17 protein-coding genes are annotated in these 15,646 nt (G+C 47.8%); 4 read left to right on the forward strand and 13 right to left on the reverse strand.

The features are described from left to right. Positions 1 to 108: 108 nt before the first annotated feature. The 3 genes from ICN14_RS06180 to dapF are packed head-to-tail and all read left to right on the forward strand — an operon-like array spanning position 109 to position 2,808. Complete coding sequence (locus ICN14_RS06180; protein WP_216225639.1) at positions 109 to 969, forward strand: lysophospholipid acyltransferase family protein; 861 nt, start codon at positions 109 to 111, stop codon at positions 967 to 969. Positions 970 to 994: 25 nt separating this feature from the next. Further along, a complete protein-coding gene (locus ICN14_RS06185) occupies positions 995 to 1,894 on the forward strand; it encodes a lipid A biosynthesis acyltransferase (RefSeq protein ID WP_216225640.1) in 900 nt (299 codons plus the stop codon). Positions 1,895 to 1,953: 59 nt separating this feature from the next. Then, positions 1,954 to 2,808 carry a diaminopimelate epimerase gene (gene dapF / locus ICN14_RS06190; protein WP_216225944.1) on the forward strand — a complete coding sequence of 285 codons (855 nt, stop codon included), beginning with the start codon at positions 1,954 to 1,956 and terminating at the stop codon, positions 2,806 to 2,808. A gap of 21 nt (positions 2,809 to 2,829) precedes the next feature. Here the strand turns inward: dapF and pyrE are convergent, their stop codons facing one another. Continuing rightward, positions 2,830 to 3,498: an orotate phosphoribosyltransferase gene (gene pyrE / locus ICN14_RS06195; RefSeq protein ID WP_216178669.1), complete on the reverse strand. Its 669-nt coding sequence runs from the start codon at positions 3,496 to 3,498 to the stop codon at positions 2,830 to 2,832. Positions 3,499 to 3,506: 8 nt separating this feature from the next. On the opposite strand from pyrE, the gene ICN14_RS06200 reads away from it, so the two are divergent. Further along, a complete protein-coding gene (locus ICN14_RS06200; protein WP_216225641.1) occupies positions 3,507 to 4,289 on the forward strand; it encodes an exodeoxyribonuclease III in 783 nt (260 codons plus the stop codon). On the opposite strand, the gene ICN14_RS06205 is transcribed toward ICN14_RS06200, so the two are convergent. The 12 genes from ICN14_RS06205 to gatC all read right to left on the reverse strand — a co-directional run bounded on the left by ICN14_RS06205 (position 4,282) and on the right by gatC (position 15,630). Beyond that, positions 4,282 to 5,616 (reverse strand): MFS transporter, encoded by a 1,335-nt coding sequence (locus ICN14_RS06205; RefSeq protein WP_370624815.1) that lies wholly within the window; start codon positions 5,614 to 5,616, stop codon positions 4,282 to 4,284. The genes ICN14_RS06200 and ICN14_RS06205 overlap by 8 nt on opposite strands. Next, positions 5,609 to 6,190 carry a methionine biosynthesis protein MetW gene (gene metW, locus ICN14_RS06210; RefSeq protein WP_216225643.1) on the reverse strand — a complete coding sequence of 194 codons (582 nt, stop codon included), beginning with the start codon at positions 6,188 to 6,190 and terminating at the stop codon, positions 5,609 to 5,611. The genes ICN14_RS06205 and metW overlap by 8 nt, the downstream gene beginning before the upstream one ends. Then, positions 6,187 to 7,326 carry a homoserine O-acetyltransferase gene (locus tag ICN14_RS06215; protein ID WP_216225644.1) on the reverse strand — a complete coding sequence of 380 codons (1,140 nt, stop codon included), beginning with the start codon at positions 7,324 to 7,326 and terminating at the stop codon, positions 6,187 to 6,189. Before ICN14_RS06215 ends, metW begins: the two co-directional genes overlap by 4 nt. Further along, entirely contained in the window at positions 7,323 to 7,979 is a 657-nt protein-coding gene (gene slmA / locus ICN14_RS06220) for a nucleoid occlusion factor SlmA (protein WP_216225645.1), read from the reverse strand. The genes ICN14_RS06215 and slmA overlap by 4 nt, the downstream gene beginning before the upstream one ends. 22 nt (positions 7,980 to 8,001) lie before the next feature. Continuing rightward, a complete protein-coding gene (argB, locus tag ICN14_RS06225; RefSeq protein WP_216225646.1) occupies positions 8,002 to 8,904 on the reverse strand; it encodes an acetylglutamate kinase in 903 nt (300 codons plus the stop codon). A 26-nt stretch (positions 8,905 to 8,930) separates the two neighbouring features. Then, a complete protein-coding gene (dksA, locus tag ICN14_RS06230) occupies positions 8,931 to 9,308 on the reverse strand; it encodes an RNA polymerase-binding protein DksA (protein WP_062307316.1) in 378 nt (125 codons plus the stop codon). Between the two features lie 224 nt (positions 9,309 to 9,532). Continuing rightward, positions 9,533 to 10,597, reverse strand: coding sequence for a GTP-binding protein (locus ICN14_RS06235; protein ID WP_216225647.1), 1,065 nt, complete (start codon positions 10,595 to 10,597; stop codon positions 9,533 to 9,535). Between the two features lie 63 nt (positions 10,598 to 10,660). Next, positions 10,661 to 11,662: a tyrosine recombinase XerC gene (locus ICN14_RS06240; protein WP_216225648.1), complete on the reverse strand. Its 1,002-nt coding sequence runs from the start codon at positions 11,660 to 11,662 to the stop codon at positions 10,661 to 10,663. Next, positions 11,643 to 12,317, reverse strand: coding sequence for a DUF484 family protein (locus ICN14_RS06245; protein ID WP_216225649.1), 675 nt, complete (start codon positions 12,315 to 12,317; stop codon positions 11,643 to 11,645). The genes ICN14_RS06240 and ICN14_RS06245 overlap by 20 nt, the downstream gene beginning before the upstream one ends. Before the next feature lie 36 nt (positions 12,318 to 12,353). Further along, positions 12,354 to 13,823 carry an Asp-tRNA(Asn)/Glu-tRNA(Gln) amidotransferase subunit GatB gene (gene gatB / locus ICN14_RS06250; RefSeq protein WP_216225945.1) on the reverse strand — a complete coding sequence of 490 codons (1,470 nt, stop codon included), beginning with the start codon at positions 13,821 to 13,823 and terminating at the stop codon, positions 12,354 to 12,356. After that, positions 13,823 to 15,340: an Asp-tRNA(Asn)/Glu-tRNA(Gln) amidotransferase subunit GatA gene (gatA, locus tag ICN14_RS06255; protein ID WP_216225650.1), complete on the reverse strand. Its 1,518-nt coding sequence runs from the start codon at positions 15,338 to 15,340 to the stop codon at positions 13,823 to 13,825. Before gatA ends, gatB begins: the two co-directional genes overlap by 1 nt. Beyond that, entirely contained in the window at positions 15,337 to 15,630 is a 294-nt protein-coding gene (gene gatC, locus ICN14_RS06260) for an Asp-tRNA(Asn)/Glu-tRNA(Gln) amidotransferase subunit GatC (protein WP_216225651.1), read from the reverse strand. The genes gatA and gatC overlap by 4 nt, the downstream gene beginning before the upstream one ends. Positions 15,631 to 15,646 lie beyond the last annotated feature (16 nt).

The following is a 15,646-nucleotide window of genomic DNA, read 5'->3' on the forward strand; positions in this document are numbered from 1 at the left end:
GCAAGTTGCCTTAACTCAGCGATACACGAATTCTATCCGAAAAACGCTCTATTCATCAAGCCGCTAAGTAAATTTGGCCCTAGCGCCAGCATTGAATATCATTAGAGGGTGCGTAAACTCTTCCTCAAGCTAACCCTCGCTGCAATAGCGGTATTGCCCTTATTCCTGGTTCAGATGATTGGGGCTGCTTTAGGAATTCTGGCTTACGTAGGCTCAAAGCAATATCGATCACTTTTCCGCCCTCAATATGAGGCGGTTGTTAAAAGCCATCATTTACCCCTGCAAATCTGGCGTGCAGCGGCTGCCTCGGGACAACTCTTCTCAGATAGTCTATGGATTTGGCGTAATCCGACCAAAGCCCTCAAGCTAGTCGAAGTGCAAGATTGGGACATCGTCGAGACGGCCATTAACGAAGGTCATGGCTTAGTCATGCTCACGCCTCACCTTGGTGGCTTTGAAATCATTCCTCGAGTCTTAGCCCAGCACTTCCCAGCCACCATCCTGTATCGCCCATCACGCCAAGAATGGCTCAATGAAGTAGTGGAAGAGGGTCGCGCCTATCCGAACATGCATTTCGTTCCGACCAATCTGAATGGCGTTCGTCAAATGACACGGGCGCTGACACGCGGCGAAGCCATTGGCATTCTTCCAGATCAAGTCCCAAGCGGCGGTGAAGGTGTCTGGGTGCCCTTTTTTGGCCGCCCCGCCTACACGACCCCGCTTCCTGCTCGCTTAGCTAATCGCAACAACACGCCGGTTGTCATGTTTACCGCTAAACGCAAAGGTCTTGGTAAAGGCTGGCTCATGCAGGCCAAGAGATTAGCGCCACTCTCTGAAGACTCCATGCTTGCTGCCGCCGAACTTAATGTCGCTATTGAAAATGCGATCCTAGTCGCGCCTAATCAATTCATCTGGGCCTATAACCGCTACAAACATCCCAGCGGAGCAGAATTACCGCCAAGCAATTAGTTAATAAATTTATAATTTATTCAACATGACCTGGTTACAAAACGTTTTTAATTTTCTGGCGCTGAGCTTACTGCGTCTTTTTGCATTTCTGCCCTATACCCTCACTATTTATATTGGCTATGGACTTGGCTGGTTAGCAGCGCACATACCCAATGAGCGTGCGAAGGTTGTTAAAACCAATTTGCGTCTGTGCTTTCCCGAGCTGAGTGAAGATGAAATTAACGCACTTGCCTTAGAGCACTGGAAATTATTTGGACGCAGCGTGATTGAGAGAAGTCGAATCTGGCTTGGCAGTGGAAAGCAGATCACTGACATCGTCACGATTAACTCCGCGATTACGCTGGGCGATCGCAAGCCACGAATCTTAATCAACCCTCACTTTGTCGGACTCGAGGGCGGTTTCATGGCGCTTTCTGTTTTGGCCAGTCAGCATGATTGGCCACGTGGCGCTGGCCTCTACCAAAACATGAAGAACCCATTCTTTAATCAAAAGATGATTGAATGGAGAAATCGTTTTGGAGGCAAATCGATTGAGCGTCAAAGTCGCTTACGTGATTTGATTCGTGAAATTCAAACAGGTAACTTTATTTTTATCGCACCTGATATTGATCTTGGTCCACGCGACTCTGTATTTGTTCCCTTTTTTGGAATCCAAACTAATACGATCACGTCGGTCTCACGCTTAGCCAGACTCAGTGGTGCAGAAGTCTGTCTTATGACCACCACTTTGAATCCGGATCGCAAAGCCTACACCTGCAACATTAGCGCACCACTTCCCAATTTTCCAACGGATGATGTAGAAGCCGATACTGCACGCCTGAACAAATACATTGAAGACCTTGTTCGAGAAAGGCCAGCGGAGTACTATTGGGTACACAAACGCTTTAAACATCGGCCAGCTGGTGAAGCGAATCTTTACAAATAATTGGAATTCTTTTGAGCACGAATTTAAATAAGCCTGCACGCACTTTACGCTTCACCAAAATGCATGGTGCCGGCAATGATTTCATTGTGCTTAATGGGATTGATCAGGATCTCGGCGACATTACACGTGAGCAGTGGCAAAAACTAGCTCATCGCCAATTTGGCATTGGTGCTGATCAAATTCTGCTCGTTGAAAAAGCTACGCGTTCAGATGCTGATTTTCGTTATCGCATCTTTAATGCGGATGGCGGCGAAGTTGAACAATGCGGGAACGGTTCACGCTGCTTTGTTCGCTTTGTGCTCGACCAAGGCCTTTCTACAAAAAACCCCTTACGCGTAGAAGTAGCGCATACCGTCCTCACCTTGAGATCTCATGATGATGGTCAGGTAGAGGTGGACATGGGCGCGCCGATTTTTGAGCACAGCCAAATTCCTTTTAACGCAAGCGGCTTAGCAAGTAAGCAAGAGTTTCATGAAATGCTTTATGCGCTGCCTATTGAAACCCCTGCCACACACGACAGCTGGATAGGCGTCTTGTCGATGGGGAACCCCCACGCAGTGCAAGTAGTTGGTGATGTTGATAGCGCACCCGTACTCGAGGAAGGTCCATCAATCGAAAAAGATGCAGCATTTCCTAAAAGAGTAAATGCCGGTTACATGCAAATCCTCAATCGCAATGCAATCAAGTTACGCGTCTATGAACGTGGCGCTGGTGAGACTCTTGCATGTGGCACTGGTGCATGCGCTGCAGTAGTCTCGGGCATTCGTCGTGGCTTGCTCGACTCCCCTGTAAAAGTGCACACCCGTGGTGGCGATTTGCAAATTGCTTGGGGTGGCATGATCAATGAAGTTGCTCGACCCGTCATCATGACTGGGCCAGCGATTACCGTGTTCGAAGGTGAAGCAACAATCTAAAGAACGGAGCTGCTCTTTAGATTAAATCCCGTATTTCTCGCGATAGGCTTTTACTGCTGGCAAATAATTTGTTAGCTCGGCATTGCTGGAGGTGGTTAAGAAAGCCATTAAGTCTGCCAAGTTCGCAATTGCCACCACCGGCAATCCAAATTCTTGTTCGACCGCCTGCACTGCTGACTTATCGCCAATCTCCGTAGCAGTCCCTGATTTTTCCATACGATCTAAGGCAATCAATACCGCTGCTGGCTCTGCACCTGCATCCCGAATGAGTTTTACAGACTCTCTCACTGAGGTCCCAGCAGAAATCACATCGTCAATGATGACTACTTTGCCTTTGACTGGGGCGCCTACCAATGAACCGCCTTCGCCGTGGTCTTTGGCTTCTTTACGGTTATAAGCATAGGGGACATTACGGCCATCATCAGCCAAAGCAATTGCTGTGGCAGCGGCCAAAGTGATGCCTTTATAAGCTGGCCCATAAAGCATGTCGTATTGCAGGCCAGACTCTTGCAAAGCCTTTGCGTAATAACGACCCAAGGCGCTTAAGCGTGCGCCATCGTTAAATCCACCCGCATTAAAGAAATAAGGAGAAAGGCGACCCGCTTTAGTTTTAAACTCCCCAAACGACAAAACATTTGCCTCTAGGGCAAATTGAATAAAGTTATCTTGATTAGAATTTTTTGAGCTCATAGGCCTATATGTTACGCATCATTTCTGCCAACCTCAACGGTATCCGTTCTGCAGTCAAAAAAGGCTTCATGCCTTGGGTTGTAAAACAAAAGGCGGACTTTGTCTGCATGCAGGAGCTCAAGGCCCAACAGGACGATTTAGAAGATGCCATCCTCAATCCAGATGGCCTACATGGCTTCTTTCATCATGCCGAGAAAAAGGGTTACAGCGGCTGTGGCATCTACACACCTCACAAGCCTGATGAGGTGCTCTATGGCTATGGCAATGAAGAATTTGATGCTGAGGGGCGCTATGTAGAAGCCCGATTCAAGAAGCTCTCAGTAATCTCGGTATATATGCCCTCAGGCTCAAGCTCGCCAGAAAGACAGGAGGCTAAATATCGTTATCTAGACTCTTTCTTGCCGCACCTAGTTGAACTCAAAAAGTCCGGGCGTGAGATTGTCCTGTGCGGGGATGTGAATATTGCTCACAATGAGATTGATCTCAAGAACTGGAAAGGCAACCTGAAGAACTCGGGGTTTTTACCGGAAGAGCGTGCTTGGCTAACAAACCTATTTGGCAAAGTTGGTTACGTAGATGTCTATAGAAAGCTAGAGCCCGCAGCGACTGAGTCCTGCTATACCTGGTGGAGTAATCGTGGCCAGGCTTATGCAAAGAACGTGGGCTGGCGTATCGACTATCACATCACCACCCCAGGGATTGCAGCAAGCGCCAAAAATACTGCTGTGTATAAAGATGAGCGCTTCTCAGATCACGCTCCACTCACAGTGGATTACGACTGGTCTATTTAGCGACCTGTGAGTCGTGCTTTTTAAACTCAACTACTTTGAAGTGAATGGTGAGCCAAATCAGAATTAATACTGGCGCACCAATAATTGCGGTGCTAATAAAAAAGTTTGAGTAGCCAAAGTTATTTACAAAAACGCCCGAGAATCCGGCTAGCCACTTTGGCAATAAGAGCATCATCGAACTAAACAATGCATATTGGGTTGCAGAGTACTGAATATTCGTCAGCGCCGACAAGAATGCAATAAAAGCGGCTGAAGCAATTCCGGAACTCAGATTATCCGCAGAAATTACCCAAATCAGACCATGCAAGTCATGGCCCTGACTGGCAAGCCAGGCAAATAACAAATTGCTGACCGCCGACAAAATCGCACCCAGAAATAAAATACGCATCACTCCAAAGCGCAATGTGAGCACGCCGCCTACAAAGGCCCCGACCAATGTCATCACTACGCCAAATACCTTACTAACTGCCGCCACCTCATCTTTGGTGTAACCCATGTCCACATAAAACGGGTTGGCCATGATGCCCATCACCACATCACTAATGCGATAGATGGCAATTAAAGACAAAATCAAAACAGCATGCCAACCATAACGTTTAATAAAGTCTGCAAATGGCTCAATCAAGGTTTGATGCAGCCATGCTTTTGCATTGCGAGCTTTTGCAAGCTCAATACGAACAGGCTCTTTACTAAACAAGGTGGTGATCACACCCACACTAATCGAGAGCGCCATACAAAGATAGGCAAATTGCCAGGCTGCAGGATCATAGCTAGTACTACCTGACTCAGCACGGGCAGCCAACCAAAGAACACCGGCTCCAGCCCAAATTAAAGCGAGTCGATAACCAGTTTGATATGTGGCGGCTAATGCTGCTTGATGATCGCTATCTGCAGACTCAATCCGAAAAGCATCTAAAGCGATATCTTGAGTTGCAGAACCAAAAGCAACTAGGAGTGCGCACCACACAATCGGGGTGAGCTGAACTTTGGGGTCAATACTGGCCATACCCACTAGACCTAGAACAATCAGCAACTGTGCAAAGAGAAGCCAACTACGCCTTCTGCCAAATAAAGTGGATAACAAGGGAATGGATAGACGATCAACTAAGGGGGCCCACACCCATTTAAACGCGTAGATCAAACCAACCCAAGTGAGATAACCAATGGTGCTGCGATCGATGCCAGCCTCTCTTAGCCAAAAGCTCAGAGTTCCTAAAATCAGCAGTAAGGGTAGACCTGCGGAGAAGCCCAAGAAGAGCATTCGGAGACAAGGCCATTCGAGATAAACCCGAAAATCTTTCAGCCAGGACTCAATCGTACTAAGCACGTCGAACGCGGAACAGCGCTAGGCTTCCAAAAAGATTAGGCATCAAAGTAACCTGACGACCCTCATGCAAGATGCATTGATCCAAAATTTGCAACCCTAAGCTTGAAGCCAGTTTTTCAAAATCGGCCACGGTAAGAACACGTACGTTAGGTGTGTTGTACCACTGATATGGCAAGCTCTTAGAGACAGGCATGCGGCCAAAGCCAACTGCTAGGCGATGAGACCAATGACCAAAGTTTGGGAAAGAAACAATGGACTCCTTGCCAACCCGAACCACTTCACGCAAGATCTTTTCAGTTTCATGAATGGTTTGCAATGTCTGTGAGAGCACTACCGTATCAAAGCTATTGTTCTCAAAGAGAGCTAAGCCCCCCTCAAGATTTTGCTGAATGACGTTCAAGCCTTTTTGCACACAAGAAAGTACGCGCGCATCATCAATCTCAACTCCGTAAGCATGAACAGGCTTTTTCTTTTGCAAATACTCTAAGAAGCTGCCATCACCGCAACCGAGATCAAGCACTTCACTATTCGGCGCAATCCAGTTCGCTATGGCGGAAAAGTCTGCGCGCTTCATGATTTAGCCTCTAGCATTTGTTCAAAATAAGCACGAATCAGATTGTGATAACGAGGGTCATCCAACAAGAATGCATCGTGACCGTGTGGCGCATCAATCTCCGCATAACTCACTTCACTCTTATTGCTGAGCAAGGATTCCACAATCTCGCGACTGCGATTTGGCGGGAAGCGCCAATCCGTACAGAAGCTCACAACTAAAAACTTGGCTTGCACTTCGGCTAAGGCACGATTCAAGCTGCCCTCGTAACGACGAGAAGGATCAAAATAATCTAATGCCCTTGTAATCAGCAAATAGGTATTGGCATCAAAGTAAGTAGAAAACTTATCGCCTTGGTGGCGTAGATAACTTTCAACTTCAAATTCGACATCAAAACTAAAACGATAGTCTTGAGATTCACCGTTAGGCCTTTGTAGCTCGCGCCCAAACTTTTCTGCCATGTCATCGTCAGATAAATAGGTGATATGCCCAACCATGCGGGCTAGCTTTAGGCCACGCTTTGGTACCACGCCATGCTCGTAGTAATTGCCGCCATGAAAATCTGGATCAGACAAAATGGCGTTGCGCGCCACTTCATTAAAGGCAATGTTCTGCGCACTCAGCTTTGGCGTAGATGCAATTACCAGGCAATGTGCAAGGCGCTTTGGAAACTGAATTGACCAAGCCAATGCCTGCATACCGCCCAGGCTTCCACCCATTACTGCAGCAAAACGACGAATGCCTAACTTATCAGCCAAGCGTGCCTGGGTATTAACCCAATCTTCTACCGTAATCACTGGGAAGTCTGCGCCATAAGGCTTACTGGTGGCGGGATTAATGCTCATCGGCCCAGTAGAGCCAAAACAAGAACCTAAGTTGTTGACGCCAATAACAAAGAAGTGGTCGGTATCAACAGGCTTACCCGGACCAATCATGTTGTCCCACCAGCCGATATCGCTTGCATCATCTGGGTTGGGACCGGCTACATGGTGTGATGCATTCAAGGCATGGCAAACCAATACAGCATTACTTTTGTCGGCATTGAGCTTGCCGTAAGTTTCAATAACTAAATCGTAGCCCGATAAAATGGCGCCACTTTGCAAAGGCAAGGGCTCGGCAAAGTGGATAGTGTTTCTAGAGAGGTGTAGCTCGCTCATTCGGACAGAAGAATGCGAAGACTAATATCAGACGCTTCAGTTGGAAGCTTCTTAAAGCCGCTGCGAGCAAAACGATGCCAGCGACCCAAGACATAGCTCATTAACATCGCCGCACGAATGCTCACTTCATCTTGAGACACGTTTGCCCATGTGCCACCCTGAGTTTGTGCAATACGCAATGCCTGCTTTAAAGAAGCTTCTACGCGATCAAGCACTTGGGTAATCCGCTCTTGCAAACGGTCATCCTCTTGCAATAAAGCATCGCCCAAAAGGACGCGAGTCATGCCGGGATTCTTTTCTGCAAAGAATAAAAGCATCTGCAAAATACCGCGCGCTTGAGCAAGTCCAGACTCTTCCTTCTGATTAATCTGATTAATCAGACCAAAAACCGTTTGCTCGATAAAAGCAATCAAGCCTTCAAACATTTGCGCCTTACTGGCGAAATGTCGATAGAGGGCCGCTTCTGAAACTTGAATTTTTGCAGCTAATGCTGCTGTAGTTACACGCTCACCCTTAGGGTTTTGCAACATCTCAGCCAATACCTGCAAGATCTGGAGGCGGCGCTCACCAGGGCGCGGACGCTTACGTGTCTTACCCTCTTCGGCAGCTGTCGCTTCGATCTCTGATGCAGTAGGGTCTAAAGAATCACGCATGTATATATCTCTTGTTCAACTCTTAGCGGGAGCGAATCATTGTTCCAAACGCTTGCTCTGTCAGAATCTCTAACAATAAAGAGTGTTCGATTCGTCCATCAATAATGTGAACTGAATTCACACCACTCTTTGCCGCATCTAATGCAGAGGAAATCTTTGGCAACATTCCGCCAGAAATCGTGCCATCAGCAAATAGAGCGTCGATTTCACGTGCAGTCAAATCCGTTAAGAGCGTGCCGTTTTTATCCATCACACCAGGAATATTGGTCATCATGACTAATTTCTCTGCATGCAAAATTTCTGCCATCTTGCCGGCCACTAAGTCGGCATTGATGTTGTACGCCTGACCTTCCTCGCTAAATCCAATTGGGGAGATCACCGGAATAAAGGCATCGTCTTGCAATGCTTTGACAACTGCCGGATTAATTGCCTCGATCTCACCTACAAAACCTAAATCAATTGTTCCGCCAGCTTTCTTCTCATCAGCGACCAGCATTTTCTTCGCACGAATCAAGCCACCATCTTTGCCAGTCAAGCCAACAGCCTGACCACCAAAGTGGTTGATCAACATCACGATGTCTTGCTGCACTTCGCCACCAAGAACCCACTCCACCACTTCCATGGTTTCTTCGTCGGTTACGCGCATACCTTGAATAAAGGTACCGGTCTTGCCAATCTTCTTGAGGGCCTCATCAATTTGAGGGCCGCCACCGTGAACAACTACAGGGTTCATACCAACTAGCTTGAGCAAAATGACATCGCGCGCAAAACTTTCTTTGAGGCGCTCTTCAACCATTGCATTCCCACCGTACTTAATCACGATAGTCTTACCGTGATACGCACGAATGTAAGGCAAGGCCTCGGCCAAAATCTCCGCCTTCAGTAAAGGAGAGATTTCGCTAATAGATGGGGATTGCTTTGTCATTGCTACTTTTTAATTTGATCTGGTAATTAATCGCCAAACAACTTTTGACGAAGCTCACGACGCTCTTGCGCCTCGAGAGAAAGATTGGCTGTTGGGCGCGCAATTAAACGGTTTAAACCAATCGGCTCACCAGTTTCTTCACACCAACCGTAATCACCAGACTCAATGCGAGCCAAAGCCTGCTCTACTTTTTTCAATAGCTTGCGCTCACGATCACGTGTGCGCAACTCAAGAGCGTGCTCCTCTTCAATCGTTGCACGATCCGCGGGATCGGGAACCAAAATGTTTTCACGCAAATGCTCTGTAGTTTCAGAAGCATTTTTCAAAATATCGTCTTTTAAGGTCAGAAGCTTTTGACGGAAAAAATCAAGTTGAGCTGCATTCATATAGTCCTTTTCGGACATCTTGAGCAATTCAACCTCTGTTAAAGGGGCACCCTTAGCAGCCTTTGCACTTGCAGCCTTACTAGGCGCTTTTGCTGTAGCCGAAGATTTCGTTGGTGTTTTTACCGTCATTTCATTCTTTCCATGGATCTAAACCATTATTACTTCATTCTGCCAAACTTTTACCGCCCTTTTGCCAATATTTACCAATATTGACCGTGGCGCCGGATTGTACTTGATATTTCCTAGGCCAAACAGCCTTCAAGCCCAGCCAGCAGGGTGTCTTTAGGCAAATCGATGCCAATAAAGACCATCCTTGTTTGCTTCGGTTCGGTACCCCATAAACCCGCCATATCGCTCCCCATCATCTGATGGACACCCTGGAACACGACTTTTCGGTTAGTTCCCTTCACATAGAGGACGCCTTTATAGCGCAACATCTTCTCTCCGAAGACCTCCAAAATGCCTCCCAGGAAGTCCTCTAATTTTTTATGATCAAAGGGTTTATCACTACGAAAAACGAAGGATTGGATACGGTCTGTATGGCCCGCATGGCCATGATGATCGTGACTGTGGTCATGCCCACAAGTGCTGTGATCATGGTGGTCATGACTGTGATCGTGGCCACAAGTAGCGTGGTCATGATCATCTTGCTGCAAGAAGTGGGGGTCAATATCGAGCTTCGCGTTCAAATTAAAGCCCTTGAGATCCAAAACGGCATCCAAAGGAACCACTCCTTTGGAAATACCCTGAATTGGGGCGCGGGGATTCATATGCATCAAACGATTGCGTAAGGCATCCACTTCAGCAGGTGTCACCAAATCAGTCTTGGTAATGAAGATTTGATCAGCAAAGCCCACTTGGCGTTGCACTTCTTCATGTTCAGTCAATTGTTGTGGGCCGTGCTTGGCATCCACTAGTGTGACCACCGCATCCAATACGTAATGATCCGCAACATCATCATCCATAAAGAATGTTTGCGCTACTGGGCCTGGATTAGCCACACCAGTCGTCTCAATGACTACGCGATCAAAGCTAATTTTTTTATCTTTACGCTGTTCCCACAATGAATTAAGCGCCTCCACCAGATCACCGCGAATCGTGCAGCAAATACAGCCATTACTCATTTGCACAATATTCTCTTGATTGTCTTGAACCAAGATGTCGTTATCGATATTCTCTTCGCCAAACTCGTTTTCAATCACGGCGATTTTTTTGCCATGCTCTTCAGTCAAGATGTGTTTGAGCAAAGTCGTTTTGCCACTGCCTAAAAAGCCTGTGAGAATTGTTACCGGAATTAACGCCATCATTGATCCATTCAAAATCTATAAATACATTTCCCAAATGGGAAACCTTCTATCTTACCGAGTTCCTCAGGCTTTGCCAGCCTTTGCGCGAGGATGGGCTTTATCGTATGCCTGCGCTAGGTGCTGGAAATCCAAAGAGGTGTAAATCTGCGTACTAGCGATGCTGGCATGCCCCAGCATCTCCTGTACTGCTCGCAAATCTTGGGACGATTGCAGAACATGGCTAGCGAAGCTATGACGCATCATGTGCGGATGCACATGGGTTGGCAGCCCAGCCCTCATTGCTAAAGTCCGAAGGCGCGCCTGTACCGTCCGGGGAGATAAACGCGCACCCGTAGCAGAGATAAATAAAGCCATCGATACATCTGACTGCTCCAACTGGTCGCGGACGGTACGCCAGACCTTGAGAGATTGCATTGCAGGTCCGCCAATCGGGACTGAGCGGCGCTTGCCACCCTTACCCAAAACCGTTACTTCTGCAGCATCCCAATCCAACCACCCGGCAGACTCCTGCTGGCGATCTTTGCTTTGCATTACGTCAATACCCAGCAGCTCTGATAAACGAAGGCCTGAGGAATACAGCAAATCGATGATTGCTGCGTCACGTATCGACTCCAGATCTTTCTTTTCTTCAGCCTCTTTTACGGCTTGATTTACCAAAGAGAGCGCCTGCTCAACCGAAAGCGCTTTAGGCAAAGACTTCAAGCGCTTAGGCGCCTTCACATCATCAACAGGGTTGGCGACTAAGTTTGCAGTGACTCTTCCCGCCTGCGCATCACGACGGGCATCTTTCTCAGTCAACCAGTCATACCAACCACGCCAAGCAGAAAGCGCCCTAGCAATCGTGCGAGACGACTTTCCTTTGGAGTGCAAGCGGCCAGCCCAGCGACGAACATGTGCATTGGAAACTTTTAATAAATCAACAGCATCATCCGCTGCCAATGCCTGCAACTCACCGAGATCCATGCGGTACGCTTTAAGCGTATGAGGTGACAGCTGCCTTAATACATGCAGCTCGTGCAGATACTCTTGCACCAAGGAATGAAGATCAGCTGGTGCTTGGCTCATAAGCCTGGATACGATCCAAAGCTGCAGCAGTGAGTTCAGCAATCTGACGCAAATAGAATGCGCCCATATCCGCAGTAAAGCGAGACTCGTCTTTACTTGCTAGTAAAAGCACGGCTGGTGATTGCACTGTTCCAATACTTTTACCTAACGGTAAGCCAATAGCCACCATGCTTTGCCACTCAGGATCAATGCTCACTTGAGTTGCCAACAAATCCACGCTAGCAGCAGCCAACTCTTTGGCAGAACCACATAGAGGCGTATCAATCCAAGGGCCAAATGCCGTATTAGGGGCAAGGAGATGCGCCGACTCCACTTCAAAAACTTCTGCCAATCCAGCAGTCACCGCAGACTCCACATCTGCCTTTGTATTTGCACGCATCAGACGCAACAACCAAGCAACTAAGCTCTGTTGAGTTTTGTCATTGCGACTACCAAAGTGCAGCATCTCACTAAGACGACGATTGAGCTCTTGATTCTGTGTGCGCAATAAAGTCATCTGACGCTCTTGCAAGGAGATTGCACGATCTTCATGTGGATGTTTCAAGCGAATTTCGTTTAAGAGATTGGCATAGCGCTCAAAAAAACCTGGGGTAGCGCGTAACCACTCCGCCACCAATTCTTCTTGTTCGGCTTGCTTAGGATCGATTGCGCTCATCTATGTCTTTCTCGCTTATTTTCTGATTTAACTTTTTTAGCTCAGCTTTTTACGCAGAAGCTCGTTCACCTGACCTGGATTGGCTTTGCCTTGTGAAGCTTTCATGATCTGACCAACCAAAGCATTAAATGCTTTTTCCTTGCCAGAGCGGAACTCTTCAACAGACTTCTCGTTAGCCGCCAACACCTTATCAATCATGGCTTCAAGCTCACCACTATCACTGATCTGCTTCAGGCCTTTGGCATCAATTACTTGATCTACAGTGCTAATAACTTTGCCGGTGATAGCCTCTTCCCACAGAATTGCAAAGATATCTTTTGCGATCTTGTTAGAGATGGTCCCATCTGCTACACGAGTTAATAGTGGCGCTAAGTGCTCTGCTTTCAAAGGCGCATCTGCAGTGGCAATACCAGCACGATTCAGTGATGAAGCGAACTCACCCGCAATCAGATTGGCCGCAGCTTTTGCCAAAGACTTGCCAACAATAGCCAGAAGCTCTTCAAATACTTTGGCAGTGTCACGATCTTGCGTGAGCAATTGCGCATCGTAAGCACTCAAACCAAATTCGCCTTGCCATTGCTCACGAAGCTGTGCTGGTAATGCTGGCATCTTGCTGCGCACATCGGCAATCCATGCATCATCAATCACTACCGGCAATAAATCTGGATCCGGGAAATAGCGATAGTCGTTAGCATCCTCTTTACTGCGCATGCTGCGAGTCTCTTGACGATCAGGATCGTATAAGCGGGTTTCTTGAACGACTGTACCGCCATCTTCAATTAATTCAATTTGACGATGTACTTCATATTGAATGGCCTCCTCCAAAAAGCGGAAGGAGTTCAAGTTTTTAATTTCGCAACGTGTGCCGAATTCTTTTTGGCCAACAGGTCGAACAGATACGTTTGCATCACAACGGAAAGAGCCTTCTTGCATATTGCCGTCACAAACACCCAACCACATCACCAATGTATGTAAAGCTTTTGCATACGCAACTGCTTCTGCAGCACTGCGCATCACTGGCTCAGTCACAATTTCTAGCAATGGTGTGCCGGCACGATTTAAATCTATGCCACTGGATGCTTCGCCATGAGGGCCTAGGAAGCCCTCCTCATGAACCGACTTACCTGCGTCCTCTTCCATATGGGCGCGTGTGAGCTCAACTACTTTGACTTGATCGCCGACTAAGATTTCCAGATGGCCACCCACAACTACCGGGAGATCCATCTGACTGATCTGGTATCCCTTTGGTAAGTCGGGATAGAAATAATTCTTCCGCGCAAAAATACTCGCCGGCGAAATCTTGGCATTGACCGCCAAACCAAAACGAATGGCGTGTTCAACTGCTTGACGATTCAATACCGGCAAAACGCCAGGCAAAGCTAAGTCAACGGCACAGGCTTGGGTATTTGGGCCGGCACCAAAACGCGTACTCGCACCGCTGAAAATTTTCGATTGCGTTTGAAGTTGCGCGTGGGTCTCTAGACCAATAACGATTTCCCATTGCATCATGCCACCTCGCTTGCTTGACGCAAATGCCAATCACTATTTTGCTGATATTGATGCGCCACTTGAAGTAAGCGCGCTTCAGAAAAATAATTACCAATGAGCTGCATGCCGATTGGAAGATTGCTTGAATTAAAGCCACAAGGAACACTCATCGCCGGCAGCCCTGCTAAATTAGTTGAGAGCGTGTAAATGTCCTCTAAATACATCTGCACTGGATCTTTTGATTTTTCACCCAAACGCCATGCAACATCCGGTGCAACTGGTCCCAAGATCACATCACATTTCTCAAATGCCGCCTGAAAATCAGCTGCAATGATGCGACGAATTTTTTGAGCCTGCAAGTAATAGGCATCGTAATAACCATGACAAAGCACATAGGTTCCAACCAAGATCCGACGCTTTACCTCTGCACCAAAACCTTCGGTACGAGACTTCTTATACATATCAGATAAATCACGATATTCATTTGCTCGGTGTCCATAACGCACCCCATCAAAGCGACTCAAATTGCTTGAGGCTTCGGCTGGCGCTAAAACGTAATACACCGGGATGGATAACTTAGTTTTAGGGAGGCTTACTTCAAGTAACTCTGCGCCCAAATCTTGCAAGGCTTTTGCTGCAGCATTGACCGCATTAGCCACCTCTGGCGCAAGGCCTTCCGCGAAGAATTCTTTTGGCAAGCCAACGCGCAAGCCTTCTAAGGGTTTTGCTGGATTAGAGCCGCCCTCTTTCCACGGCTGAGTGAGGAAACGACCGTAGTCCTCCCCAGAATCTGCCAAGGAAGTAGAGTCCCGCGGATCATGGGAAGACATTGCCGATAGCAACAAAGCGCAGTCTTCTGCGGTCTTACCCATTGGGCCAGCCTGATCTAATGAAGAGGCATAAGCAATCATTCCGTAGCGAGATACGCGCCCGTAACTTGGCTTGATCCCAGTCAGGCCGCAAAAAGCAGCTGGCTGACGTATGGAGCCACCAGTATCTGTACCTGTCGCAATCGGAGCCAATCCTGCAGCCACTGCCGCTGCAGAGCCTCCAGAGGAGCCGCCTGCAACGTATTCTGAATTCCAAGGGTTTAAGACAGGCCCATAGGCTGAATTTTCATTAGAGGAGCCCATTGCGAACTCATCCATATTGGTCTTGCCAAGGCAAACCATGCCGGCACCATTGGGATTCAGTTCATCCGGAATTCCGAGATTCGCGACTACCGTGGCATCAAATGGACTGAGGTAACCCTCGAGCATTTTGGATGCTGCAGTGGACTTCCAGCCACGGGTTACAAAGACGTCTTTATGGGCAACGGGGATACCTGTCAATTTTCCAGCTTTGCCTGAGGCAATAATTTTATCTGCTTTAGATGCTTGCTCTAAACTTAAGTGAGCACTTACATCAAGATATGCATTCCAGTGCTTTCCGGCCTCAATGCGATCAAGAAAGTACTTTGTCAGCTCAGTGCTAGAGACCTCTTTAGTAGCCAAGGCTTTGGCCATTAAGGCGATGGGGGTTTGGTGCCAGCTCATTCGATCACCCGCGGAACTAAGAAGTAGCCTTCCTGCACAGCAGGGGCAGATTGCATGTTTTCGGCGCGATCATCGACTTCCGTCACCGCATCACTACGCAGGGGTTGCGCCAAATCACGCAAAAAGAGGATTGGGTGAGCCAAAGGGGCAAGGCCGCTGGTATCGACGGCCTGCATCTCCTCAACCAGGGCAAAAACTGCCTGTAATTGGGGCAAAACTGCCTCGGCTTCTGCCTGACTTAACTCAAGGCTGGAAAGGTGCGCAATGCGCTGGACATCATCAAGTTTCATGGGGCGCTAGAGTATC

This window comes from Polynucleobacter sp. MG-27-Goln-C1, assembly GCF_018881905.1.
GTDB lineage: Bacteria > Pseudomonadota > Gammaproteobacteria > Burkholderiales > Burkholderiaceae > Polynucleobacter.

Bases quoted from the DNA above. Each gene is read 5' to 3' on its own strand.
- ICN14_RS06185 (WP_216225640.1), top strand. From the start codon at position 995: ATGACCTGGTTACAAAACGTTTTTAATTTTCTGGCGCTGAGCTTACTG.
- dapF (WP_216225944.1), top strand. From the start codon at position 1,954: ATGCATGGTGCCGGCAATGATTTCATTGTGCTTAATGGGATTGATCAG.
- pyrE (WP_216178669.1), bottom strand. From the start codon at position 3,498: ATGAGCTCAAAAAATTCTAATCAAGATAACTTTATTCAATTTGCCCTA.
- ICN14_RS06200 (WP_216225641.1), top strand. From the start codon at position 3,507: ATGTTACGCATCATTTCTGCCAACCTCAACGGTATCCGTTCTGCAGTC.
- metW (WP_216225643.1), bottom strand. From the start codon at position 6,190: ATGAAGCGCGCAGACTTTTCCGCCATAGCGAACTGGATTGCGCCGAAT.
- ICN14_RS06215 (WP_216225644.1), bottom strand. From the start codon at position 7,326: ATGAGCGAGCTACACCTCTCTAGAAACACTATCCACTTTGCCGAGCCC.
- slmA (WP_216225645.1), bottom strand. From the start codon at position 7,979: ATGCGTGATTCTTTAGACCCTACTGCATCAGAGATCGAAGCGACAGCT.
- argB (WP_216225646.1), bottom strand. From the start codon at position 8,904: ATGACAAAGCAATCCCCATCTATTAGCGAAATCTCTCCTTTACTGAAG.
- dksA (WP_062307316.1), bottom strand. From the start codon at position 9,308: ATGTCCGAAAAGGACTATATGAATGCAGCTCAACTTGATTTTTTCCGT.
- ICN14_RS06235 (WP_216225647.1), bottom strand. From the start codon at position 10,597: ATGATGGCGTTAATTCCGGTAACAATTCTCACAGGCTTTTTAGGCAGT.
- ICN14_RS06240 (WP_216225648.1), bottom strand. From the start codon at position 11,662: ATGAGCCAAGCACCAGCTGATCTTCATTCCTTGGTGCAAGAGTATCTG.
- ICN14_RS06245 (WP_216225649.1), bottom strand. From the start codon at position 12,317: ATGAGCGCAATCGATCCTAAGCAAGCCGAACAAGAAGAATTGGTGGCG.
- gatB (WP_216225945.1), bottom strand. From the start codon at position 13,823: ATGCAATGGGAAATCGTTATTGGTCTAGAGACCCACGCGCAACTTCAA.
- gatA (WP_216225650.1), bottom strand. From the start codon at position 15,340: ATGAGCTGGCACCAAACCCCCATCGCCTTAATGGCCAAAGCCTTGGCT.
- gatC (WP_216225651.1), bottom strand. From the start codon at position 15,630: ATGAAACTTGATGATGTCCAGCGCATTGCGCACCTTTCCAGCCTTGAG.